This is a genomic window from Romboutsia weinsteinii, assembly GCF_002250835.2.
GTDB classification, from domain to species: domain Bacteria; phylum Bacillota; class Clostridia; order Peptostreptococcales; family Peptostreptococcaceae; genus Romboutsia_A; species Romboutsia_A weinsteinii.
The window spans coordinates 1-25,955 of record NZ_NOJY02000019.1 but is presented as its reverse complement, the minus strand read 5'-3'; the positions used below and the strand labels follow the sequence as shown (position 1 = coordinate 25,955).

The following is a 25,955-nucleotide window of genomic DNA, read 5'->3' as shown; positions in this document are numbered from 1 at the left end:
ATAGAAAAAGGTGGGGAGTCGTGTTTCGCGACTCCCTCCTTTTTCTTATAAAAATTTACCTTTAAATCCTCCACCTTTTACTTCATTTACATCATTTATACATATTAAAGCTTTATCATCAACAGAATAAACCAATTCTTTAAATTTAGCTATTTCGCTAGTTTTTACAATACAATATAATAATTTTTTCTTATGGTGTGTGTAAGCTCCTTCTGCTTCTAAATATGTAACACCTCTTCTTAATTTAGTCATTATGTAATGTGCTATTTCCTCATCGTAATCGGATACTACCATTATTGATTTTTGACTATTAAAAGAATCTTTGACTATTGCCATTGTATGAGATGCTAGATACATTGCTATTAAAGTATAAAGTGATAACTTAAATCCAAATAAAAGTCCTCCAGCACTAACAACAAACAAATTTACAGTAACAAATGTATTTTTCATTTCAATATTAAATTGTTTCTTTAGTGCTGCAGCAATTATATCTAATCCACCTACACAGGCTCGAGATTTAAAAATCAATCCCATACCAGCACCATTGAGTAAACCACCATATATACATTGAATCATAGTATCATTAATCTGTACGTATTTGTATAAATCCTGAGTTACACCAAGTGCAAAAGAGAATAAAAACATATTTATAAAACTCATTATTAAAAAATCTTTATCTAAATATTTTATCCCGACTATAAATATTGGTATGTTAATTAGGAATGTACTTACACCTTGATTTATTCCAAATATTGTATGAAGAATTACACCGATTCCAGCAACCCCTCCACTTAGAAGCTTAGCTGGAGTTAGAAAAGCATTTATACCCATTGCACATAAAAATATACCAAATACCATTAACATACACCTAAAAATATAGTCATAACTTTTTCCTATAGACACATCTTTATTTCTCATGTATATTTCTCCTTAATAAATATATTTATAATACATAATATTAATCAGGTATAGCTTATATGATTCGTGAATATTTTAAAGGTCATAAAATTAGTAAAAAGTAACTACATGAACTATGGTCTTCAATGTTACTAAAACGTAACATTGGAGGTTAAAAAGTAACCTTAGTATAAGGAATAAATCACTAAAAAAGTTTAAAATATAAATATAGAAAACAAAGAACAAATAAATGCGGAGGGGAATTTTATGAAAGAAATATTAAAAATAAAAGATGTATCAAAGGATTATGGAATAAAAGGATTTAAAACTAACGTACTGAGAAACATATCACTAACGGTCAATGAAGGTGATTTTGTATCAATAATGGGGCCATCAGGTGCAGGTAAGACAACTCTACTTAATCTGATGTCTACTCTTGATAAAGCAACATCAGGAGAGATAATACTAGATGGAATAGATGTGTCTAAGGTGAAAAATAAAGAATTATCTAAGTTAAGAAGGGATAAAATCGGATTTATATTTCAAGATTATAATCTTTTAGACAACATGACACTTATGGATAATATAGCACTTCCTCTAGCATTAGGTAAAAAGAAAAGTAAAGAAATAGAAGATAGAGTCATAGAAATAGCTAAAAAGTTTGGCCTAGCTAATCATCTAAACAAGTATCCTTATCAATTATCAGGTGGTCAAAAACAAAGAGGTGCAGCCGCAAGGTCTTTAATTACAAATCCATCAGTAATATTTGCTGATGAACCTACAGGAGCATTAGACTCTAGATCTGCATATGAGCTATTGGATTCGCTAGATAGAATAAATAAAGAAAATAATGCGACTATAATAATGATTACACATGACCCTATAACCGCAAGTTACTCAAATGAAGTATATATGATAAATGATGGAAATATAAAATGTAAGTTAAATAAAGGGGAAAGTAGAAAGGAATTTTATCAAAAGATAATGGATATGTTGTCAGCTATGGGAGGTGAATTGTAAGTGAGTGTATTTAGTATTGCTTATAATAATTTTAAAAATAACTTAAGAACATATATGGCATTTTTTATATCAATGGTATTTTCGGTAGTGGTATTAACCAACTTTGAAATACTAAAGTATGGTGAGACTATAAAAGTATTACAAGGAGAAAATAGAAAATTTACAGAAGCAATGCTTATATCTGTAATAGTAGTATTAGCAATATTTTTATTTTTCTTTATATGGTATGCGACCAATGTATTCTTTAAAAATAGAGTGAAAGAAATTGGTATACTATCATTTATGGGATTAGATTTATTTACAATAGGTAAAATATACTTTGTTGAAAATATGCTAATAGGAATAAGCTCATGTATAATGGGACTAGCAATAGGCATAGTATCAGCAAGATTTTTTCAAGTTATAATTATAAAACTGTCAGGATTTGAAATAGATGTTTCCAATGATTTTAGTATAAAAGCAATAATTTCAGCTAGTGTAATATTTATTTCTATATTTTTAATTATGACTATAAAAGGTTTCGTTACTATAAGCAGAAGTAGTGTAATTAATTTAATAAATGCTTCAAAGAAACAAGAAAAGATACCTAAGGTGGGTCTATTATTATATTTGTTAGCAATAGTATCAGTAGCGATAATTGTATATGGGTATTACCTTTCGATGGATATAAGAAGTGGAAATATAATGGATATAGTTCCTATTATATTAATAATAGTAGTTGGGACTTATGGTTTATTTAAATCTGTAATACCAGTAATATTTAATATGTTGATGAAGAATAAAAAGATATTATTTAATGGAGAAAACATAATCGCAATAAATAATATTAATTACAGACTAAACAAAAATTATAAAACATATGCAATTATTTCTATAGTAATAACAGCTACTATATCTACACTTGGAGCTGCTGTTGCCATAAAGGCTATTCAAGAAAATGCCGAGGATCAAAGAAATATATATACAGTAAGTATAGTATCATCAAATAAAGATGAAGCTAACCAGGAAAATATAGAAACTATAATAAAGGATACTAATGAAGTAAATTACTCTATAAATCCTGAATTAACAGTGATAGAAGATAAAAATAATAAATATATTGGAGATTTAGGCCATGTATTGATGAAATATAGTGATTTAGTAAATATACTTAAAGCAAATGGTCAAGAAGAGTCAATAAAAGAATTAGGCAAAGAATTAGTTGAAGGAAAAGATATAATAGAGCTAAAAAGCCCTCAGACAATAGCATCTGTAGCTGAAAAAGAATTTATGGCAGAAATAGGTGGAGTGAAATACAATATATCTAAAGGTGAAGTGAAAGTTCCTGTTTTAGGTACAGGATTTAATCAATCTATAAAAGTTATTAATGATAAAGAATATGAAAAATTAAGAAATAAAGGACAACAATTATATTTTTATGGTGCTAAAATAAAAAATGAAGCTAATAGCCAAGAGGTGTTTGACAATCTTGAAAAGCAGTTAAATATAAAAGATGGCTATATCCGAAACGGATATAAAGCACAAAATGAAAGCCAATGGATGAAATTTGCTTATGCAGTTTTAGTATTTTTATTTATAGTGTTCATAATGGTTGCAGGAAGTATAATTTACATGAAAATATACAATGATGCATATGAAGATAAAGAAAAATATAATATATTGATAAAAATAGGTGCTACAGAAAGAGAAATAAATAAAGCTATACTAAAAGAAGTAGTTATATTTTACGCATTACCTATGATAAGTGCCACTATATCTAGCTACTTCGCACTTAGACTGGCAGGAGATTTATTGATGACAAATTTATTTAATATATATATATTAAGTTTAGTTATATGCTTTATAATATTTATATTATTTGGCGTAATTTCAGTAAATAAATTCAAAAAAACAATAAAATATAGTAATTAATAGATGTGATTTACTAATAAATAAAGAGACTCTTAACATAAGAGTCTCTTATTATAGTTGTGTATATAATATCTTTACATGAGATAGTTATTTATAGTATAAATAAAATAGCAAAATGAATGGAGATGAGGTTAATGAACAGAATATTACTGATAGAAGATGATATAGATTTAGCAAAAGAAACATCTTTGGCTTTAGAAAAATGGGGATTTTATGTTGATTTAATCGAGAACTTTGAAAAAATTTTAGAAGAGTTTATTGATAAAAAACCAGACGTTGTTATTATGGATATAAACCTACCCTTATACAATGGATTTTATTGGTGTGAAAAAATAAGAGATATTTCAAATGTACCTATTATATTCTTATCATCAAGAGATTCGGATATGGATTTAATCATGGGTATAAATAACGGAGGGGATGATTATATAACAAAACCATTTTCTATAGATGTTTTAGTTACTAAGGTAAAAGGAATAATAAGAAGAGCTTATAAATATAGTGACTCAAGTAGTATTATGCATTACGATGATTTAATATTTGATATAGAAAAAGGAACTATAAAGTATAAAAATAAGTGTGAAGATTTAACAAAAAATGAGATAAAGATATTTACAAGTCTCTTAAAAAATAAAAATAAGGTAGTATCTAGGGAAAGTCTTATGATGTCTCTTTGGGATAGCGATGAGTTTGTAACAGACAATGCTTTAACAGTAAATATAAATAGACTAAGAGGAAAGATTAAGGATATAGGGTTTAATGATATGATTAAAACTAAGAAGGGAATGGGATATATAATCCAATGAGTATGATAGAGTATATAAAAAATAAGTTTAGGTATATATCATTTATATTCATAATACTTGCTATAACTAATATATATTTATTTTCATTAAATTCATTTAAAGATAGGTATGGAGAATTAATTTACTTAGATATACTTCTTATAATAATTATTGCGGTGTTTTTTATTTTAGATTATAGGAAATGGCTAAATAAATATAAAGGCATTTATGAGTGTATAGAGGAGAATAATGATATAAGTGAATACTTAATTTATGGTGATTCTTTTGAAGAACGTATAATGAAAGATATTATATCAAGCATAAATAATAACAATAATAAAGATATAAGAAAATACAAAGAATCACTAAAAGAACTAGATGAGTATATAGCTAAATGGGTACATGAAATAAAAATACCTATATCATCACTTAATATAATTACAGATAGACTAGAAAACATTGATGAGAGCATAAGTGTAAAAAATCAAGTCGAGAAAATAAATTTTTTAGTAAATTCTATATTATATGGTAGTAGAAGTACAAGCCTATTTGAAGATATGTTTATAAATAAAGTTAATTTAGTAGATATAATCAAAAAATCTATAAAGAATAACTCCTTTCTTCTTATTAGAAATAACATAGATATTGATATAAAGGAATTAGATTATCAAGTTTATACAGATTCAAAATGTATGTCATATATACTAGATCAAATCATAAATAATGCTATAAAATATTCTAAAGAAACCGGGAAGGTAGAGTTTAAGGCTACTAAAGAAGAGAATTGCATGATATTATCAATTAAGGATTATGGGATTGGTATACACAAAGAAGATTTAAAGCGAATATTTGATAAAGGATTTACAGGAACTAATGGAAGAGAAAAGATTTACAAATCAACAGGTATGGGTCTTTATTTTTCTAAAAAAATAATAGATAAACTTGGTCATAAGATAGAGGTATACTCTGAAAAAGGTATTTATACAGAGTTTAAAATATATTTTTATAATATTATAGATTATCTAAATGTAGATAATCATTAAAAAAAGAGGGCGTCGGTTTTTACGACTCTCTCTTTTTGTTATAAATTACAAACATATATCAATAAAATAATAAAAACTTGAGAATCATAAGTAGAGATAAAAATTATTAAAATGAAAGGATATATAATTATGTGCACTGCATTAACTTTAACAACAAAAGATGGTTATCATTTATTTGGAAGAAATATGGACTTAGAATACTCATTTAACCAATCAATAGATCTTGTACCTAGAAACTTTAGCTATATAAATAAAATAACAAACGAAACTGAAAAAACAAAGTATGCTATGATTGGTATGGGAATAATAATGGATAACCATCCATTATTTGCTGAAGCTATGAATGAAAAAGGACTAGCTTGTGCAGGTTTAAATTTTCCTGGATATGCTCATTGGGAAGAAACTTCTATAGAAGGTAAAACTAATATAGCGCCATATGATGTAATACTTTGGATACTAGCAAACTTTGAAACTATTGAACAGTTAAAGCCTGAATTAGAAAAATTAAATATTGTTGGAAAGCCATTTGCTAAGTCAACACCTCTTCCAACGCTTCATTGGATAGTAACAGATAAAAAAGGTGATTGCATAGTAATAGAAAAAACAAAAGATAAATTAACTGTATTTGATAATAAAGTGGGAGTGCTAACAAATTCGCCTACATTTGATTGGCACATTACCAATTTAAATAATTATATGGGCATAACTCCTTATCAGCCAAGTGATATGACATGGAGTGATCAACAATTAAAACCATTAGGGCAAGGTGCAGGTGGATTTGGGCTTCCTGGAGATTTTTCGTCAACATCTAGATTTGTAAAGGTAGCATTTTTAAGAAGTAATGTAGCTTTTAGTGAAGCCGAAAATTCAGGAATAATTGAGTTTTTCCATATACTTAATGGCGTAGCTTTTGTAAGAGGTTCAGTAGAAACACCTGAGCAAAAAAATGATATTACTCAATACACTTCTTGTATGTGTCAAGAGAAGGGAATTTACTATTACAACACATATAACAATAATCAAATAAGAGTTATAGATATGAATAAAGAAAACTTAGATGATGATAAAATTAAGATATTTGAATATAAAGATAAGTTAAACATGGAGTATGAGAATTAGTTTATTAAAGCTATAAATAGGGGGAAGTCGTGTTTTACGACCCCCCTATAAATATTATATTTCTAATATAAAAAATACCTGATAACTATGGTTTATGATTAATCTTAACATATTTTAAAATACTATAAGTTCTAAAAATAGAAGATACCACCAATACTCCAAGAGAAATGGATCCGCCAACAAAAATTGTAGTAGTACCTGTAGCTATAGCCGAATTAAAATTGTTTTGAACCAAATAAAACATAGTATTATAAAGTCCAAGCCCAGGTATTAAAGGTATAACACCTGGTATAACAAAAACCGTAGAAGGTTTTTTCATAACTCTAGCCAATAGCTCCCCGCAAATAGCAACTAAAGATGCAGCAAGAAAATTTGACGTCATAACATCAAGCCCAGCTCTATTTAATAAGACATAGAAAACCCAGCCAAAAGTACCAATAATACCAGTAGGGATTAGCGATACCACTGGAGCACAATTAAATATAGCAAATCCAATAGCTGCTAAAAAGGAAAATATGATATGTATACTTAAAGGAAGATCAATCATTATAGTACTCCTCCTGACTTAAAATATATATTGAGAATAACACCAATACCGCTGGCAATACAAATAGCAGTAATAGCTACATCTAAGATGAGTGTCATACCAGATATTAAATCACCAGAAATTAAATCACGAATAGATTTTATAAAAGGAACTCCTGGAAGCAATGGCATTATAGATCCAACTATAAGCATTTTTGGACTAGGTATTATATTAGCTAAAGTTAACGACACACCAACTAATCCTATAAAGAAAGAGGCAACTATAGTTGAGAACGTCGAAATACCACTTATTTTTAGTACCCTATTGTAGCAGAGATTTGCAAGTACAGAAGTAATAAGTGTTAGTATAAATACAACAGTATTATCTCCACCTGCCAATACTGCAAAGCTTGCAGATCCTACAGCAGTAGCTAAGTTTACAACGTATCTTGGATAGGGACTACTTACTTCTAGCTTTTTCAACTCATCTAAAGCATCATTGGAAGATAAGTTAGGTCTATTAACAAACTCTCTAGAAAAGGAGTTTAATAAATCCATCTTTGCTAAATTAGTAGCTCTATATCTAATAGTTTTCATAAAGCTATACCCATCGAATCGTTCATCTGAAATTATTATAACAGTAGGTGTAGTGAAAACACTTATATGATTAAACCCTCTAGATTTACAAATTCTAATTACGCTATCTTCTACACGATAGGTTTCTGCACCGCAAGAGAGCATAAGTTCACCAAAAAATAGTGCTAATCTGAGAATATTTTTTTTATCTTTATCATTATATTCTGGACACATGATTCCTCCTAAATAAAAATTACGCAATTATTGCATATAATGCTATCATTGACTATTATGGTGAAATGTATTACATAAAAATCCATAATATATAATAAATGTAAAATAAGTTTCGTATGCAAATAAAAATAGAGTACCTAGGTACTCTATTTTATTACGCTACATATAGTTAGTTGTAATATTATTTAAATTGATTTGTATATTTTTGATTCTTTTCTTCTTTACATTGGCATCCATCTTTATATTCTGGACAAGTTCCTTGTAGTCTTTTCTTTGTAGTGCAAGACATTTTAACATCACTGTTGCTATTAAACTTTGGTTGTTTGTTTTTCATTAAGTTGTCCTCCTAGTAATAGTTTTAATACATTCTTATTATTATCTACTTTGGCAAAAATATTGTATTAATTTGTTTGAAACTAACAATTTAAATTTATAATATATCAAAACAATAAATTTATTTTATTTAAAATAAGATGAAAAAGATGTAATTATTCTTGTAAAATCATGTTATTATTTAAACAAATACATAGGCTTAAAAAACTTATTCAACATATTGGCATCACTACATTGTCATAATATTTGGACTATTCCTTTTTTGTTGAATATTAAGACACTATGTGCTACGATTTACGTGAAGTAATAAATTTAAAGGGGAGGGGTGTCAAATGAATATCAGTCAAAAATTGTCTGAGTTGAGGGAACTTATGAAGGAAAGAAATATGGATGCATATATTATTCCTTCAGCTGACAATCATCAAAGTGAATATGTAGGGGAACATTTCAAAGCAAGAGCTTTCATATCTGGTTTTACAGGATCAGCAGGAACAGTGGTTGTGACAAAAGATGATGCTGGGCTGTGGACTGATGGAAGGTATTTTATTCAAGCTGAAACTCAGCTTCAAGGAAGTGGCATAAGGCTTTTTAAAATGGGAGAACCAGGAGTACCAACAGTAGAAGAGTACCTTTACTCAACACTTACTGACAATGGAACACTAGGATTTGACGGAAGAGTAATTGCTGCACAAGAGGGAATCTCTTTTGAAGAAAAGCTATCAAGTAAAAATATAAGCATTGCTTATAATGAGGATCTTGTGGATATTATCTGGAAAGATAGACCTGCAATTTCACAAAAACCTGCTTTTTTACTAGATGTAAAGTATGCTGGTGAAAGTTTTTCATCAAAACTTAGAAGACTTCGTGAAAAGATGCAAGAATCAAATGCTACTACTCATATAATTACAAGCTTAGATGACATTGCATGGTTGTTTAACATTAGAGGAGATGATGTTGAGTACTCACCTTTATTTCTTTCTTATTGTGTAGTAACAACAGACTGCGTGCATCTTTTCGTTGATGAGAACAAATTAAATAATGATATTGAGAAAACGTTATCGAATGAGACGGTTATAATTCATCATTACAATGATGTATATGATTTTATTAAAGGTATACATAAAGATGAAGTAGTAATGGTTGATTTAAGAAAAATTAACTATGCAATTCTTAATAACATACCAAATGATGTAAAAAAAGTGGAAAAAGAAAATCCAACAATACTTTTTAAGGCTATAAAAAATAATGTTGAATTAGATAACATAAGAAAAAGCCATATAAAAGATGGTGTAGCCTTTACAAAGTTTATGTACTGGATAAAAAATAACATAAGTAATATGGAAATAACTGAAATAAGCGCATCAGACAAGCTTGAAGATTATAGACGTGAGCAAGAAGGGTTTATTAGTCCAAGCTTTGCACCTATATCAGCATACAAAGATCATGCTGCTATGATGCATTACAGCGCAACTGATGAATCTAACTACAAGTTAGAACCAGAGCATTTATATTTAGTTGATACTGGAGGAAATTACTTTGAAGGTACTTCAGATATTACAAGAACAATTTCACTAGGTCAAATTAGTGAAGAATTAAAAATCCATTTCACTGCAGTTGTCAGGGGGATGATTAATCTTTCAATGGCAAAATTCTTATATGGAGCAAAAGGATTCAACCTTGATGTACTTGCAAGACAGCCAATATGGCAACTTGGTATAGACTACAAGTGTGGAACGGGACATGGAGTTGGATATCTTTTAAATATCCACGAAGGACCTGCAGGATTTAGATGGCAGATAGTTCCTTCAAAACATGAGACTGCTGTAATTGAACCTGGTATGGTAATAACTAATGAACCAGGAATTTATATTGAGAACTCTCATGGTATTAGAATAGAAAATGAGTTGATTGTAAAGTCAGCTGAAAAGAATGAATTTGGACAATTTATGGAGTTTGAACCTGTAACATATGCGCCTATTGACCTTGATGCTATAGAAGTATCTGAGCTAAACAAGCAAGAACGCAATTATATTAATAATTATCATAAATTAGTTTATGAAACAATATCACCGTATCTTTTAGATGAAGAAAGAGCTTGGCTAAAGACATATACTAGAGAAATATAACACTATTATAATCTTGAAAGGATTTGAAATTATGAGCACAAATGTAGTAAGTAAGAAAAAGAAATACCCTCTAGGATTTTATTTCTGTGCAACAACTTTCTCTTTTGAAAGAGCTGCATATTATTCTTCAAAGTATTTAATCTATATGTTCTTAACAGCATCAATAATAACTGGGGGACTTGGAATAGATAAAGGGCAAGCTGCAATAATGCAGGCGAATCTTGTTGCATTTACATATCTTTCTCCAATAATTGGAGGATACATATCAGATAGATGGATAGGTGCAAGATATACTATACCAGTAGGTATGTTTTTAATGGCAGCAGGATATTACTGCGGATCAATAGCCGAGTCTACTTCAATGGTAATTGCTATGATTGTACTAGTTTCAATAGGTACAGCGTTCTTTAAAGGTAACGTATCAGCTGTAAATGGGCAATTATTTGATAACCAAGAAGACTTAGATTCAGCATTCTCAGTACAATATTCTTTTGTGAACATAGGATCTTTTATAGGAACTACAGCAGTTGGTTTTCTTTACATGAAGACATTTGCAAAAAATGGAGTACTTGGCTTTTCTCAATGTTTCTTATTAGCTGCTATTTTATGTATAATAGGTGGGATATGGTTTATAATTGGATGGAGATTCCTAGGAAATGCTGGAAAGAGACCATTTAAAGAAGGTGTTGTTGCAGAAAAGGTTGAGATAAAAGAAAAGACTCCTCTTACAAAGACTGATAAGAAGAGAATTGGAGCTATAGTACTTGTATCATTCTTCTCTGTAGTATTCTGGGTGTTCTGGTACTTAACTTATCTTGCAGTGTATGATTATGGTGCAGAGTTTGTTAACTTACTTGTTGGTGGATTTGAAGTTCCTCTTGCTTGGTTTGACTCTTTAAATGCATTAGTTTGTATAATACTAGGTCCAGTACTTGCTGGAGTATGGGCAAAACTTGCTAAGAGACCACAAGGAGATATGAGTATATTTAGAAAGCTTGGACTAGGTCTTATATTCTTAGGACTTTCATTCTTAATGCTTGTTGGTGCTGAGCTTACAAGAGGAGCTGGTAAAGCTAGTATAATGTGGATAGTAATGTTTGGTATACTTTTAAGTATTGGTGAAATGCTATTCTCACCACTTGGAAACTCTTTTGTAAGTAAGTATGGACCTAAGCAAATACTATCAGTTCTTATGGGAGTGTGGATAGTTGCTACCTTTATTGCGGCTCAAGGATATGGATATATATATAGCTTCACTCTAAACTTTGACTTTATAAAAGTTTATACTATAATTCCAATAATCACATTTGTTACAGCAATAGTACTATTTGTATACGATAAGAAACTAAGTAGTCTTGTTGAAGAAGATGAAGCAGTTGAGGCTACTAACTAGAAATATTAATAAATCGAATAATAATTATAAGTAAAAATAATTGCTTATAATTAAAGTTATAATGAAAGACCGTATTAGCAAATAAGCTGATACGGTCTTTTTTATTACAATGAATCTTTTATTATAGTTTTAAAATTATCTATAAAACTTTATAGAATCTTTAAAATTATAAATTAACATCTAAATATAACTTAACAACAAATATTTGGAGGTGCTCTTATGAGAAAATATATTTTAAAGGTAGATAACGTGTCAAAAAGTATTAAAAGAAAAAAGATAATAAATAATATTAGCTTTGAAGTAAAAGTAGGAGATATATGCGGTTTTATAGGTCCAAATGGAGCAGGTAAGACAACTATGATAAGACTTATTACAGGACTTATTACTCCAACAGAAGGAAATATTTATATAGACAATTACGATGTCAATAAACAAAGAAGAGAAGCATTAGAAAACTTAGGAGCCATAGTTGAAGCACCTATATTCTTTTCATATTTGACTGGAGAGCAGGTACTTAACAATTTATCTACACTAAATGAAAATATGAGTAAAAATGAAAGAAAAACAAAGGTTGAAGAAGTATTAAAAATAGTAGGACTTTACGATAGAAGAAAGGATAAGGTATCAACTTATTCATTAGGTATGAAGCAAAGGCTAGGTATTGCACAGTCACTACTTAATAATCCGAAAATAATAATTCTAGATGAACCAGCCAATGGACTAGATCCTATGGGTATGATTGAGCTTAGAGGATTGATTTTGAAATTAAATAAAGAAAAGGGTATAACATTCTTTATCTCAAGTCATTTGCTAGATGAACTTCAAAAAATATGCGAAAAGCTTGTAATTATAAAAGAAGGAAATTTAGTTTGGTGTGGGGATACTAGGGATTTAATAGATGAATCAGAAAGTAATAATTTAGAAGAAATCTTTGTAAGTCTTATGACTAAGTACTAGGAAGGTGATAGATTATGAAGAGTTTATTTATCAGTGAATTTCAAAGATTATACTACAGAAAATCTACTTGGGCTTGCTTTTTAGCGATACCTGTTTTATTAATAGCCTCAGCTAAATACTATTTAGGGGTTAACATTACTATGGAGGTATCTAATCCACAGTTTACAAGCTTTTTAAATTTTCCGGTTGCAGCTATGCAAGAGCAACTAATTTTAGGTTTTAACATGATAGTTGTATTATTAATGATTTTATCAGTTACACAAGAAGTCAGAAATGCTTCTATTAGAATGGTACTTATTCGTAAGTTTAAGCCAATTGAGGTATTTATGGCTAAGTTTTTAGTAATAGTAGCTACGATTTTTATATACTTAGTAGCTTATCTAATACTTGGATATATAATTGGATTTATTATTTTTCCTAAGATGGATAATGTGTATATATTTTATTGGGGTAAAGCTTTTGATGAAGCTCAAGCATTTATTTATACAATCAAGTATTACCTAATATCATTTTTGACCCTATTATCTATAGCATCAGTAATGTTTTTTATAGCAACAATAAGCAAAAGTGTTGTAATTGCATTAGGATTAAGTGCATCTATACTTCTAGGTCTAATAGCTTATCCTACAATTATTCAGATTTTACTATTTGATAATATAAATCTAATTAAATACCAGTTGCTATCTATTACTCAAGTACAATACCAAGGTATAGCAATGATGATAGGAGAAAAGAATAGCTTTAACGTATTCAATCTATCAATAATAGGCAGCTATATACTAATTTTCTTGTTAAGTAGCTATGCTGTTTATAAGAAAAATGATAACTTAATGTAGGAGGAATTAAAGATGAAAAATATAATTTTATGTGAACTAGATAGAACGATTAAAAGTAGAAAGAATAAAGTATTATTTGCTGTATCAATTATAATATTTATTTTACTAGGTTTATTTATAAAGATGTTTAATGTTGGATTTTATGATCCAGAAACAACAATAGCTTTAAACTCATTAAATACTGCACCTTTTATAATTAGAGAGATACATTTATATTTACTATTTGTATTTTGTCCGATGATATTTATAGAAAGCTTTAACCATGAAAATACTAGTGGTGCGTATAGAATGGTTTTAGTTAGAGGATATAAAAAGAAAGACTATATAATAAGTAAGTTAATAAGCTGTGCAATAATTACAGCAATATTTACTATAATTATATATATTGTAGGAACATTATTTGGATATTTAGTAATGGATAAAGTAGAAGTTACAAAATATTTTAATATTAATAAAGAGTACAATCTAATCGGAGCATTATTTTATAATTTAAAGTTTTATATACTAGAATACCTTATCATGCTTACGGTACTTGGTATAAGTTCTATTATAGGATTATTATCCAAAAATTCAGCTATAGCATACATTTTATCAATAGGAGTATGTGTAGGATCAATATACATTAGTGATAGTTTTGAGTTTTTCCTTACTAGTACAAAAACAATTTTTGATGTGCTAGCTAACATGAACAGTACTTTTGTAATTACATGTATTATAATTATAGTATTATCTAGCTTATCATCAATTTATATATTTGATAAGAGAGACTATTTAAATTAATATCCAAATAGGAAAGGAATTACAATGGAAAAAGTATTAATAATAGATGATGATGAAGAGATACTTTCTTTACTTGAAGATGTTTTTATAGATGAAGGATTTTTAACTTACACAGCCAAAAGTGCAGATAAAGCCTTAGATCTCATAAATAACTCTCCTAGTATAATTTTATTAGACGTTATGATGCCAGGTAAGAATGGATTTGAACTATGCAAAGAAATTAGAGAAATTGTATCTTGCCCTATTATATTCATAACAGCAAAGGTTGAAGAAAATGATATAGTAAAAGGATTAGCTTTAGGTGGTGATGACTACATAACAAAGCCATTTAGCGTTAGAGAAATAAGAGCAAGAGTCAGGGCTCATCTAAGAAGAGATAAAAGAGATAAAGAAAACGAAAATAAATTTTTAATATTTAAGAATCTAAAGATAGATTTAAATGCTAGAGAAGTTTACTATTTTGATGAAATAATAAAACTGACTAAAAGGGAGTTTGATATTATGGAACTTTTAGTACTTAATAAAGGTCAGGTATTTTCTAAGGACAGAATTTATGAAAAAATTTGGGGATATGATGCGGAAGGTGATTCAAGTACAGTAGCTGAGCATGTAAAAAAGTTAAGATCAAAGTTTCAGTATATAAACAAAAATTTTTCTTTTATTTCAACAGTGTGGGGTGTAGGTTATAAGTGGAATAACAATGAAGAAGGAGTAAAGGAGTAATGTTTAAGAAGTACTCTTTAAAAAAACAATTTATATCAACATTTGTTTTAGTACTAGTTTGTAGCATGATTTCAGTAGTAGTTACAGTAATTATAGGGATATCATTAATAAATGGCAAAAATATAAAACCAGCAAATTATTATGAAAATATGATTCCAAAAATAGAATCATATATAAAATCTAATAATATAAAATTATTAGATAAAGACTATAAAAATAAGCTATATGAACTAATACCTTCAAAAGGAATAAAGTATGAGGTAATTGACCTAGATAATACTACTAGCTATGGAACATTAGAAAGAAACTTAGATAATAAAAAAGAAATAATAGATAGGATAAATACATCTTATGTAGATAAGAAAAACAATGTAGACAAATACATTCCTATTATTAGTGAAGATTACTATTTAAAAGGAGTTGTAATTTTAAACTACACTCTAGAGGTTAGCTCAGATAATATACCTCAGAGCATAATATCATTAGTTTCTATAACTATACTAGTTTCACCATTTATCTATATAATGCTATTTTCATATCTGTTTGGTAGAAAGCTAGCAATAAATATTAATGAACCTTTAAATAAACTTAAGTGGGCATCTAGTAAAATAAGAGAGAATGATTTAGATTTTGACTTAGAATATCCTTATAATAATGAGTTGGGAGAGGTAATAAGTTCTTTTGATGAAATGAAAAAAGAATTAAGTAGTACTTTAAACAAACAGTGGAGTATAGAAGAAGAAAGAAAAGAGATAATTTCAGGACTATCTCATGATTTAAGAAGCCCACTAACTGTAATAAAGGGTAAGGTAGATATGTTATTAGAAGGTTCTTACAAAAATGAAACTAGATTAATAACTTACTTAGAATCAATTAATAAATCTACAGATAGGGCGGTTATGTTAGTAGAAGATTTAAATACTATAAATAAGCTTGAAAATTCTAAGTTTTATATTTTACCTTCAGATAATAATATTGTCAACTTCTTAAATGAAAAACTAGAAGGGTTTATGGCTTTAGCGCATGAAAAAGCTATTAGTATAAACTTAGTTTTAGAAAATATAGATAATGAAGTAGTGTGGAGATTTGATGAGACTGCTATTTCAAGAGTTTTAGATAATATTATTACTAATGCAATAAGATACACTGATAATAATGGAAATATAGATATAGAGATATGTATAAAAGAAAATAGATTATATTTTAAAATAAGCGATACCGGTAGAGGATTTAGTAATAATGATTTAAAGTTTGCTTTAAATAAATTTTACAGAGGAGATAAAGCTAGAGGTGTAAGTTCAGGAAATTCTGGCTTAGGATTATATATTTGTAAAATAATAATTGAAAAACATAACGGTGAAATTATGATTTCAAATAGTGAAAACAAAGGAGCCAATGTAGAATTTTATATTAAAAATGCATCAAAAGGATATTGTTCAAAATAGGACAATATCCTCTTTTTATATAGTGAATAAATATTAAATAATCTTAGGTATTAGTTTTAAATATTAAAAGTTTGTTTCTCTAAATATAAAGTATAATATGGTAGTTAATTGTAGTATAATGAAGATGTAAGTTGCAACATGTAAAATATTGGAAAAGGTGTGGTTACGTGAGAGCAAATAAAAGAAACCTAATAACTATGATTACTATTATTTTTATAGTTGGATTCGCAGGAAATATTTATGCAGAAGATTATATAAAATTTGAGAATATAACCATAGATGATGGTCTATCACAATCTACGGTAGAATCTATATTTCAAGATAGTCGAGGATATATATGGATAGGAACTAATGATGGTTTAAATAGATACAATGGTTTTGAAATGAAGGTATATAAATCTAAAAAAAACGATAAAAATACTATAGCTAGTAACCATATTCTATCAATTGAAGAAGATAAAAAAGGAAACCTATGGGTTGGAACGGATAATGGTATAAGTAAAATAAATTTAAATGACACCTCTATTGTTAACTATAAATACGATAGTGATAATAGTAAATATTATAATATACATAGCATTTTGATAACAAAAAATGGAGATGTAATAATTGGGACTTGCGGTGGTTTATACTATTACAATGAAAAAAGTGATGATTTTGAAAGAATACTTGATGGAGATAGTATATTAACTAGTCAAGATGTTATAGATATTAAAGAAGATAAAGATAAAAATATATGGATAGCAACAGGTAAAGGATTAAATAAAGTAGATATAAAAAATAAAAAGATATACAAGTATAGCTCACAACAAGAAAATTCTATAAGTAGTAATAAAATCAATTCTCTTATGTTTGACAATGATGAAAACCTATGGATATCTACGGATGATAGTGGTATAAATAAATTAAACATAAAGACTAATGAGGTAGAAATTTATGCATTTGATGAAGATGATAAATTTTCTATACCTTCAAATGTCACAAGAGATATGCTGCAGGATCAAAATGGTACTATATGGATAGCTACAGAAAAAGGTTTGAGTAATCATATAGGGAGCGGCAAATTTGCTACATACAATAATAAGAATTATGATAATAACAGTTTAGTTAATAATATTGTATATACTGTTATGGAAGATAGTACGGGGATGATATGGGCTGGTACTTATACAGGAATAAGTACATTTGATCCAACAAATCAAATAAAGCAATATAAGAGTGATCCTTTAGATAAAAATTCTTTAAGTGATAATGTAATACATGGAGTTTATGAAGATGAAGATGGTCTATTATGGGTGGGTACAAGAGATAAAGGCTTAAATATAGTAAATCGAGAAAATGATGAATACGTAAAGTTTTATGAAGGCAATACTGATTATGATCTAAATAGCAATTCTATAAGGGTAATCACAGGTAAAGATAATATTATATGGATAGGAACTAGGAATGGAATAAATGAAGTAAATAAAGATACCATGGTTATAGAGAAGTATACTGTAAATAAAGGGTTGGTAAGTAATAATATAAAAAGTATACTACTCGATAGTAAGGGATATTTGTGGATAGGTACACCGGATGGTCTTGATATATTAGATACATCGACTAAAGAAATTATAAATATGACATCTGTTCTAAACGAAAATGACATATTAGATACATATATAGAAGAAATTTATGAGGATTCTGATGGTATTTATTGGATAGGTAATTTTATATTAGGTGGGCTAATAAAGATCAATCCTTATGATAAAAGTATAAAAACATATATGACCTACGATATTGATAGCGAAGAATATGATGAAGATAGTATTAAGAGTATAAGATCTATAACAGAAGATAAAAAAGGAAATCTTTGGATTGGAACTAGTGATGGATTAGTTAGGTTCAATAAATCTAGTGAATCATTTAAGAGATATACTGATAAAGACGGTCTTCCAAATAATACTATTTATGGAATATTAATTGATGATGATGGAAATCCATGGATAAGTACTAATAATGGAATTTCAAAATTTGATTTAAAAATTAATAAGTTCAGTAACTTAAGTAGTACAGATGGATTACAGAGTAGTGAGTTTAACGGGAAAGCGTACTATAAAAGTAAAAGTGGTGAATTTTTATTTGGGGGGGTAAAAGGTTTAAATAGCTTTTATCCAGATAAAATATTAAATTCATCATATAAACCAATTATCACATTCGATAATTTTGAGGTAGAAGGTAAAATCTATAGCAATATAAATGGATTAAGTTTTAAATATAATGACAATTCAATCAGAATAAAATATTTTATAACAGAATATAAAAAAAATAATAATATACAGTTTCGTTATAAATTAGAAGGATCTATGGATGATTGGATAACCTCAAGCAGCAATGAAGTGATATTCAACGAATTAGACTCAGGAGAGTATACTTTTAAGATACAAGCAAGAAGTCAAAATGGGAACTTAAGTAAAATGAGTAGAGTAGGATTTAAGATCGAACCTCCTTTGTGGCGAAGTGATAAAGCTATAGTATTATATACTGTGCTAGTTCTAATATTAATATATAGACATGCTACCAAAGTGAGACGATTGGATAAATTAGTAGGCAAGAAGACAGAAGAACTAAGTAAACAAATGGAAAGAAATAATGAACTTTTAAATAAAATAATAGAAGTTGAACGGAATAAAAATAACTATTTTGTAAACCTATCTCATGAGCTTAGAACCCCACTAAATGTTATAAGTTCAGTAGAACAACTAATTACAAACTTAAGTAAGTCAGAAGAAGGTATAGGTAAAGAAAAATTAGAGTACTATCTAGATGTAATGAGAAAAAATCTTACTAGATTATTAAGTTTAATAAACAATATAATAGATACAACCAAAATTGAAAATGGGAAGTATAATATTATTTTAGAAGATCAAGACATAGTTTATATAGTAGAAGAGACTACATTAGGATTAAAAGATGCTATAGAGTCATTTGGTATTAATCTTATAATTGATACAAATGTAGAAGAAAAGATGGTAATATGCGATAAGTATGAAATTGAAAGATGTATTGTAAACCTAGTAAGTAATGCATCAAAATTTACACCTAAGAATGGAAGTATTAAAGTTGATATTAAAGATTTAGGTGAAAGAGTAATGATAAGTGTTGAAGATACAGGTATTGGTATAGATAAAAAATATCATGAATCAATTTTTGATAGATTTAACCAAGTTGTTGATAAAAATACAGAGGTTAAAGGTGGAAGCGGTTTAGGATTAACGATTACAAAGCATATTATTGACCTTCATAATGGAGAAATATATGTTGAAAGTGAAAAAGATAAGGGGACTAAATTTACAATTATTTTACCCGTATCGTAATTAATAAGAAAAACGGTGTAGTCTTTATTAGGCTACACCGTTTTAATTTTAATTACAAAAATAATAAAATTAATCCTAAATAAATTAAAAAATATTTACTATATATGAATAATTGACGATGAATAATTATTCATATATAATAATAAATAATTAGAACGGATGTTTGATTAAGTTTAAAGAAGGGATGATTTATAATGAGTATACAAGCAGAAAAACTAGAAGCTCTTAACAGTGCTTTAGGTAAGATAGAGAAAGAATTTGGTAAAGGTTCAGTTATGAAGCTTGGTGAAGCATCAGGTATGTGTATAGATGTAGTTCCAACAGGTTCAATAGGATTAGATATAGCAGTGGGTATAGGTGGTCTTCCAAAAGGAAGGATAATTGAGATATATGGTCCAGAGTCATCAGGTAAGACTACTGTAGCGCTTCACTCTGTAGCTGAAGCACAAAAACAAGGTGGGATAGCAGCATTTATAGATGCAGAACATGCTCTAGATCCAGTATATGCAAAGGCATTAGGTGTAGATATAGATCATCTAATCATATCTCAGCCAGATACAGGAGAACAAGCACTAGAAATAGCAGAGGCACTAATAAGAAGTGGAGCAATTGATATAATAGTAGTAGACTCTGTTGCAGCACTTGTTCCAAAGGCGGAAATAGAAGGAGATATGGGAGATTCGCATGTTGGTCTTCAAGCAAGACTTATGTCTCAAGCTTTAAGAAAACTAACAGGCACAATTAAAAAGCAAAACTGTGTTGCAATATTTATAAACCAGCTTAGAGAAAAGGTTGGTATAATGTTTGGGAATCCAGAGACTACAACTGGAGGACGTGCACTTAAATTCTATGCTTCAGTAAGAATTGATGTTAGAAAAGTAGATACAATAAAGCAAGGTGACATGGTAATGGGAAGTAGAACTAGGGTTAAAATAGTGAAAAATAAAGTAGCACCTCCATTTAAGCAATGTGAATTTGATATTATGTATGGTGAAGGTATATCAAAAATAGGAGACCTATTAGATATAGCTACAGATATAGATCTAGTAAAAAAATCAGGTTCATGGTTTAGTTATAATGATACTAAGATTGGACAAGGTAGAGAGAACGTAAAAAAGTTCTTAGCTGATAATCCAGATTTAGTACAAGAACTGGATGAAAAGGTTAGAAAACACTATAAATTAGATGAAAATAAAGAAAATATATCACAAGAAGATGATTTATTAGAAAATATTGAAGAATAAAGCATAACACATCTCCTATTAACTTGACACAACATAGAAAAAATTATAAAATTAAGTGAGGATAAAATATCTAAATTTAATTTTCCAGTAAATGTTTTCTAAAAAATATAAAAATGAGGCATTTGCTGTAATTACTAAGAAAATTATGCGATTGATTGAATTTATCATAGAGTATGATTTACTTGTAATAATAAAATGATTTTAAAAGTGTAAGGATGACGTTTTGGGATAATTAACAAAGGAGGTGGATGTCATACAAACTATATTAATTGCTGTAATAGGTACAGCCGTAGGTATTATAGCTGGGTATTTTGTTAGAAAGAATATATCTGAAACAAAAATTGGCCAAGCTGAAAACTTAGCCAAAGAAATAATAGATAAAGCTAACAAAGATTCAGAAACAGTACAAAAAGAAAAGCTATTAGAGGCTAAAGAAGAAATCCATAAGTGGAGAACCGAAGCAGAGAGAGAAAATAAAGAAAGAAGAAATGATCTTCAAAAATTTGAAAAAAGGGTTATTCAAAAAGAAGAAGTATTAGATCGAAAGTTACAAAACTTAGAATCTAAAGAGACTAGCCTAAGTGACAAATTAAAGAATGTAGAGAAAAAAGAAAAAGATATCGACACTATAAAAACTCAACAATTAGAGAAGTTAGAAAATATATCGGGAATAACTTCTGACAAAGCTAAAGAAATTATATTAACTAATGCAGAAAGAGATGTTAGACGTGAGATGTCTATAATGATAAAAGAAATAGAATCTCAAGCTAAAGATGAAGCAGACAAAAAATCAAGGGAAATTATAGGATATGCCATCCAAAAGTGTGCAGCAGATCATGTTGCAGAAACTACTGTTACAGTAGTTAACTTACCTAATGATGAAATGAAGGGTAGAATCATAGGTAGAGAAGGCAGAAATATAAGAACTCTAGAAACATTAACAGGAATAGATCTTATAATTGATGATACTCCTGAAGCTGTAATATTATCAGGATTCGATCCTATAAGAAGAGAAGTTGCAAGAATTGCACTTGAAAAGCTTATATCTGATGGAAGAATACATCCAGCAAGAATCGAAGAAATGGTTGAAAAAGCTAAAAAAGAAGTAGATAATATAATAAAAGAATTTGGGGAACAAGCTACATTTGAAACAGGAGTACATGCAATACATCCTGAATTAGTTAGATTACTAGGAAGACTTAACTATAGAACAAGTTATGGTCAAAATGTACTTAAACATTCTATAGAAGTTGCCCATATAGCAGGAATAATGGCTGCAGAAATAGGAGCTGATGTTAAATTAGCCAAAAGAGCAGGATTATTACATGATATAGGTAAAGCAGTGGATCACGAAATGGAAGGAACTCATGTTGAAATAGGTATGGATTTACTTAGAAGATACAAAGAATCTAAGGATGTTATACATGCTATGAGTACACACCATGGAGATTATGAGCCACAAACAGTTGAAGCTGTGCTTGTAACAGCAGCGGATGCAATATCTGCAGCTAGACCAGGAGCTAGAAGAGAAACTCTAGAGGCTTATATAAAGAGACTTGAAAAATTAGAAGAAATAGCTAATTCTTATGAAGGTGTAGAAAAATCATTTGCTATCCAAGCAGGTAGAGAAGTTAGGATAATGGTTAAGCCAGAAGCTCTTAATGATGAAGATATACATTTATTAGCTAGAGATATGACTAAGAAAATAGAGGATGAACTTGAATATCCTGGACAAATAAAAGTAAGTATAATAAGAGAAACTAGAGCAATTGAATATGCAAAATAAGAAAGAGGGTTTTTACCCTCTTTTTTTTATTTTATAAATTAATAGACATATATTTAAATAAAAAATGTCAATAATATAAAAAGGAAATTATATATTAGAAAAAATGAAACTGGGAATAATAACTATAAAACTACAGGAGGAGCTATATGTTAAATAAATTAGCAGTAAACCAATACGTAAAAATGGTAAAACCAAATGATACTAAAAATGATAAGAGAATGGAAGTAGAATATGGTGTTGTGCTTAATGAACATGATAATAAATACGATGTAATGAGCGTCGGATTTGAAAATAAGAATGGTGTATTTTTAGAGTACTCAACAAATGTTGAGAATTTAGTTCAAACTTATACAACACAAGAAACAGCTTTTGACGAAGTAAAAGAAAATGAAGTTAGAAGAAAAATGGATAGATGGTTAGAAAGAAATTATAAATAAAATTAAGGGGGAGAGTAGAATATACTCTCCCTTTTTGTCAAAACCAAATATAGCCAATTATATCTGAAAATGGTATAATTAATATAAAATAAGGGGGGAATATAAGTTGAGCCAATACATGAATATTAATTCTCAATTAGATGCTTTAAAAATAAAAGAGATAGAAGAAATCTTTTACAAAAATATAGAAGAAGATGTTAATGTAGTGCCCAAAGTTACTCCTTTTAAAGGGATAAATACAGACCTGATGTACATTAAAGATAACAGTGTCTTATTTATAAAATTTATGGATACTACTGAAGATTTATTCTATATATTAGAAGAAGAACTCCTTGAAGTTATGAATGAAGAATATGACTTTTTAAAGATAAAAATGACTCAGATGGAAAGAAAAATAAATTATAATTATATCTTTATAATGCCATATGTAGAAATAAATGAAAGTTATGGATTTGAAGATTTTGTAAAAAATAATATTATAGATAAAAATAAGCTTAAAGAAGTTATGGAAGATAAGCATTTATTAAATGAATACTTAAAAGAATCTAATGATGATATAGATTTAAATCTATTTATGTTAGATATTTGCCCAGAGTATTATCTTATAAATGATAATATTCACTTAAATAAGAACTTCAAGAAAATATCTTTTTCAAATGAGGATTACAAATATAGTGCTACTATGTTAGAAGAAGATCAAATTAAAGATGTGACTTCTATTAAATATGGAAATACCTTATTTAAAGGAGGAGCCGCAACATCTAAGACTACAATTATGCTAGCTAGGGCTATTAAATTAGCTAGAGTGTATCCACATCATAAATTTTTAATATTTACCTACTCTAAGCAATTATGTACAGAACTAAGAGAGAAGGTTGAATTGCTAAATAGGGACAATAATAATTTAGAAATACACACATTTAGCTCATTCGTTTTTAAGCTTGCTAAAAAATATAATCTTGTACTAGATTATAATATGCTTAAGAAGGACTATGACAAGGTCTTCAATAACTTAATAAAACAAGCTAAAAATATAATAAAAAATAAGCATATGTTTAAAGGTATATTTATTGATGAGGCCGAAAGTTTCTCAAAACATGAATTAGACTTTATACAAGAGTTTTTATATCAATCAAAATATATTTTCAACGTGTTTTATTGTGAGTCTTTAAACATTTACAACAACCTAAATATATTTAAAAATGTATTAGAAGATATAAATTTTGATGAAGAAATCATTTTAAGAAAAAATTATAGACAATCAGAAGAAATCACTAAATTTACAAACTGTTTTGTAAAAAACTCTAATGATTATATAAGAGCTTTGAGGCCAAATATAAAAAATGATGTATTTATGGAGACCAATCCAATTAGAGGTGGAAATAAATCTGTAGACATAATAAAGGTAAGTGATTTAGATGAGCAAATAAGTTCTGTTTTATGGGAAATAGACTATTTAATAAACAAAAAAGGATTAGAGTATTCAGAAATAGCTATAGTATATCCGTATAATAAGAAAAAACTGAAGAGTGGGAAAACTATTTACTTCCAATATATGATGAAAAAAGCATTAGAAGAAGCCGAAATACCTTATATATATGCTGAAGATAATTTAACTAATATAAGTAAAAAAATAGGCGTAACAATATCAAATATTTACACTATTAAAAACTTAGAGTATAAAGCAGTTATATTATGTGAGTTAGAGATGCTATACAACCAAACTATAAGTGACAAAGAGCAAGATTATCAAATAAATGACTTTGTAGGGGATTTAAATAAGGTTTATTTAGCAATGAATAGAGCTAGTGACTATTTAAGCATTATAACCACGTTCAATGAAGGCTCAAGTGATATTATAAAGCTACTAATGGACTCAAAATAGGTAATTAGCAAAATAATTAACTACAATAAAAAAGAAGCACCTACGTGCTTCTTTAATCTTATGCTAAGAATTGGAAGTATAATAGTACTATAATACCTAACACGATTCTATAGTAACCAAATACTTTAAAGTCGTGCTTCTTAATATAATCCATAAGGAATTTTATTGCAAGTATAGATACTACAAATGCTACAACTGATCCGGTACCTAATACAAGCCATTCAAATCCTGTGAATGAGAAACCTACTTTTAATAGTTTTAAGGCACTAGCTCCAAGCATCGTAGGTATAGCTAAGAAGAATGAGAACTCAGCTGCTACAAATCTAGATGCACCAAGAAGTGTGGCACCTATTATAGTTGATCCTGATCTTGATGTACCAGGTATAAGTGCTAAACATTGGAATAAACCTATACCAATAGCTAACTTATATGTAAGTTGAGAGAAATCTTTAACCTTAGGTTTGTTGTTTCTATTCTCGATTAATATCATTATTATACCATAAGCAATAAGTGCTATAGCAACTACAGTTGAGTTAAAGAATAC

Annotated in this window: 22 protein-coding genes; 17 read left to right on the top strand and 5 right to left on the bottom strand. The window is 28.3% G+C overall.

What is annotated here, in order from left to right; genetic code table 11:
• Nucleotides 1–45: 45 nt before the first annotated feature.
• Nucleotides 46–918 carry a YitT family protein gene (locus tag CHL78_RS11635; protein ID WP_243446426.1) on the bottom strand — a complete coding sequence of 291 codons (873 nt, stop codon included), beginning with the start codon at nucleotides 916–918 and terminating at the stop codon, nucleotides 46–48.
• Nucleotides 919–1,164: 246 nt separating this feature from the next.
• Here CHL78_RS11635 and CHL78_RS11630 point away from each other — a divergent pair, with 246 nt between their 5' ends.
• The 5 genes from CHL78_RS11630 (at nucleotide 1,165) to bsh (ending at nucleotide 6,775) form a co-directional block, all read left to right on the top strand.
• A complete protein-coding gene (locus CHL78_RS11630; protein WP_094366744.1) occupies nucleotides 1,165–1,917 on the top strand; it encodes an ABC transporter ATP-binding protein in 753 nt (250 codons plus the stop codon).
• Nucleotides 1,918–3,828 (top strand): ABC transporter permease, encoded by a 1,911-nt coding sequence (locus CHL78_RS11625; protein WP_094366745.1) that lies wholly within the window; start codon nucleotides 1,918–1,920, stop codon nucleotides 3,826–3,828.
• Nucleotides 3,829–3,962: 134 nt separating this feature from the next.
• A complete protein-coding gene (locus CHL78_RS11620; protein ID WP_094366746.1) occupies nucleotides 3,963–4,634 on the top strand; it encodes a response regulator transcription factor in 672 nt (223 codons plus the stop codon).
• A complete protein-coding gene (locus CHL78_RS11615) occupies nucleotides 4,631–5,656 on the top strand; it encodes a sensor histidine kinase (RefSeq protein WP_094366747.1) in 1,026 nt (341 codons plus the stop codon). Before CHL78_RS11620 ends, CHL78_RS11615 begins: the two co-directional genes overlap by 4 nt.
• A gap of 129 nt (nucleotides 5,657–5,785) precedes the next feature.
• A complete protein-coding gene (gene bsh / locus CHL78_RS11610; protein WP_094366748.1) occupies nucleotides 5,786–6,775 on the top strand; it encodes a choloylglycine hydrolase in 990 nt (329 codons plus the stop codon).
• 85 nt (nucleotides 6,776–6,860) lie between these two features.
• On the opposite strand, the gene CHL78_RS11605 is transcribed toward bsh, so the two are convergent.
• From CHL78_RS11605 to CHL78_RS20770, 3 genes are all read right to left on the bottom strand, one after another.
• Nucleotides 6,861–7,322, bottom strand: coding sequence for a threonine/serine exporter family protein (locus tag CHL78_RS11605; RefSeq protein ID WP_094366749.1), 462 nt, complete (start codon nucleotides 7,320–7,322; stop codon nucleotides 6,861–6,863).
• Nucleotides 7,322–8,110 (bottom strand): threonine/serine exporter family protein, encoded by a 789-nt coding sequence (locus CHL78_RS11600; RefSeq protein ID WP_094366750.1) that lies wholly within the window; start codon nucleotides 8,108–8,110, stop codon nucleotides 7,322–7,324. Before CHL78_RS11600 ends, CHL78_RS11605 begins: the two co-directional genes overlap by 1 nt.
• Nucleotides 8,111–8,291: 181 nt before the next feature.
• On the bottom strand, nucleotides 8,292–8,444 hold the full coding sequence (locus CHL78_RS20770) for a hypothetical protein (protein ID WP_158540686.1): 153 nt from the start codon (nucleotides 8,442–8,444) through the stop codon (nucleotides 8,292–8,294).
• Between the two features lie 331 nt (nucleotides 8,445–8,775).
• Between CHL78_RS20770 and CHL78_RS11595 the strand changes: the two genes are divergently transcribed.
• The 12 genes from CHL78_RS11595 (at nucleotide 8,776) to CHL78_RS11540 (ending at nucleotide 25,411) form a co-directional block, all read left to right on the top strand.
• On the top strand, nucleotides 8,776–10,569 hold the full coding sequence (locus CHL78_RS11595) for an aminopeptidase P family protein (protein WP_094366751.1): 1,794 nt from the start codon (nucleotides 8,776–8,778) through the stop codon (nucleotides 10,567–10,569).
• Between the two features lie 31 nt (nucleotides 10,570–10,600).
• A complete protein-coding gene (locus tag CHL78_RS11590) occupies nucleotides 10,601–11,962 on the top strand; it encodes a peptide MFS transporter (RefSeq protein WP_094366752.1) in 1,362 nt (453 codons plus the stop codon).
• A 219-nt stretch (nucleotides 11,963–12,181) separates the two neighbouring features.
• Nucleotides 12,182–12,919: an ABC transporter ATP-binding protein gene (locus CHL78_RS11585; RefSeq protein WP_094366753.1), complete on the top strand. Its 738-nt coding sequence runs from the start codon at nucleotides 12,182–12,184 to the stop codon at nucleotides 12,917–12,919.
• A gap of 14 nt (nucleotides 12,920–12,933) precedes the next feature.
• Nucleotides 12,934–13,755 (top strand): ABC transporter permease, encoded by an 822-nt coding sequence (locus tag CHL78_RS11580; RefSeq protein ID WP_094366754.1) that lies wholly within the window; start codon nucleotides 12,934–12,936, stop codon nucleotides 13,753–13,755.
• A gap of 12 nt (nucleotides 13,756–13,767) precedes the next feature.
• The gene (locus tag CHL78_RS11575) at nucleotides 13,768–14,535 is read left to right on the top strand and encodes a hypothetical protein (protein WP_094366755.1); all 768 of its coding nucleotides are present in this window, start codon (nucleotides 13,768–13,770) and stop codon (nucleotides 14,533–14,535) included.
• A gap of 24 nt (nucleotides 14,536–14,559) precedes the next feature.
• Nucleotides 14,560–15,258: a response regulator transcription factor gene (locus CHL78_RS11570; protein WP_094366756.1), complete on the top strand. Its 699-nt coding sequence runs from the start codon at nucleotides 14,560–14,562 to the stop codon at nucleotides 15,256–15,258.
• Nucleotides 15,258–16,703, top strand: coding sequence for a sensor histidine kinase (locus tag CHL78_RS11565; RefSeq protein ID WP_094366757.1), 1,446 nt, complete (start codon nucleotides 15,258–15,260; stop codon nucleotides 16,701–16,703). The genes CHL78_RS11570 and CHL78_RS11565 overlap by 1 nt, the downstream gene beginning before the upstream one ends.
• Nucleotides 16,704–16,870: 167 nt before the next feature.
• Nucleotides 16,871–20,059, top strand: coding sequence for a ligand-binding sensor domain-containing protein (locus tag CHL78_RS11560; RefSeq protein WP_243446425.1), 3,189 nt, complete (start codon nucleotides 16,871–16,873; stop codon nucleotides 20,057–20,059).
• A 194-nt stretch (nucleotides 20,060–20,253) separates the two neighbouring features.
• A complete protein-coding gene (recA, locus tag CHL78_RS11555; protein WP_094366758.1) occupies nucleotides 20,254–21,303 on the top strand; it encodes a recombinase RecA in 1,050 nt (349 codons plus the stop codon).
• A gap of 244 nt (nucleotides 21,304–21,547) precedes the next feature.
• On the top strand, nucleotides 21,548–23,089 hold the full coding sequence (gene rny, locus CHL78_RS11550; RefSeq protein WP_094366759.1) for a ribonuclease Y: 1,542 nt from the start codon (nucleotides 21,548–21,550) through the stop codon (nucleotides 23,087–23,089).
• A 146-nt stretch (nucleotides 23,090–23,235) separates the two neighbouring features.
• Entirely contained in the window at nucleotides 23,236–23,526 is a 291-nt protein-coding gene (locus tag CHL78_RS11545; protein WP_094366760.1) for a hypothetical protein, read from the top strand.
• Between the two features lie 106 nt (nucleotides 23,527–23,632).
• Nucleotides 23,633–25,411, top strand: a complete 1,779-nt coding sequence (locus tag CHL78_RS11540; protein WP_094366761.1) for a DEAD/DEAH box helicase — start codon at nucleotides 23,633–23,635, stop codon at nucleotides 25,409–25,411.
• A 58-nt stretch (nucleotides 25,412–25,469) separates the two neighbouring features.
• Here CHL78_RS11540 and CHL78_RS11535 read toward each other — a convergent pair.
• Nucleotides 25,470–25,955 (bottom strand): undecaprenyl-diphosphate phosphatase (locus tag CHL78_RS11535; RefSeq protein ID WP_147295819.1); only part of this gene is annotated, 486 nt, incomplete at its 5' end.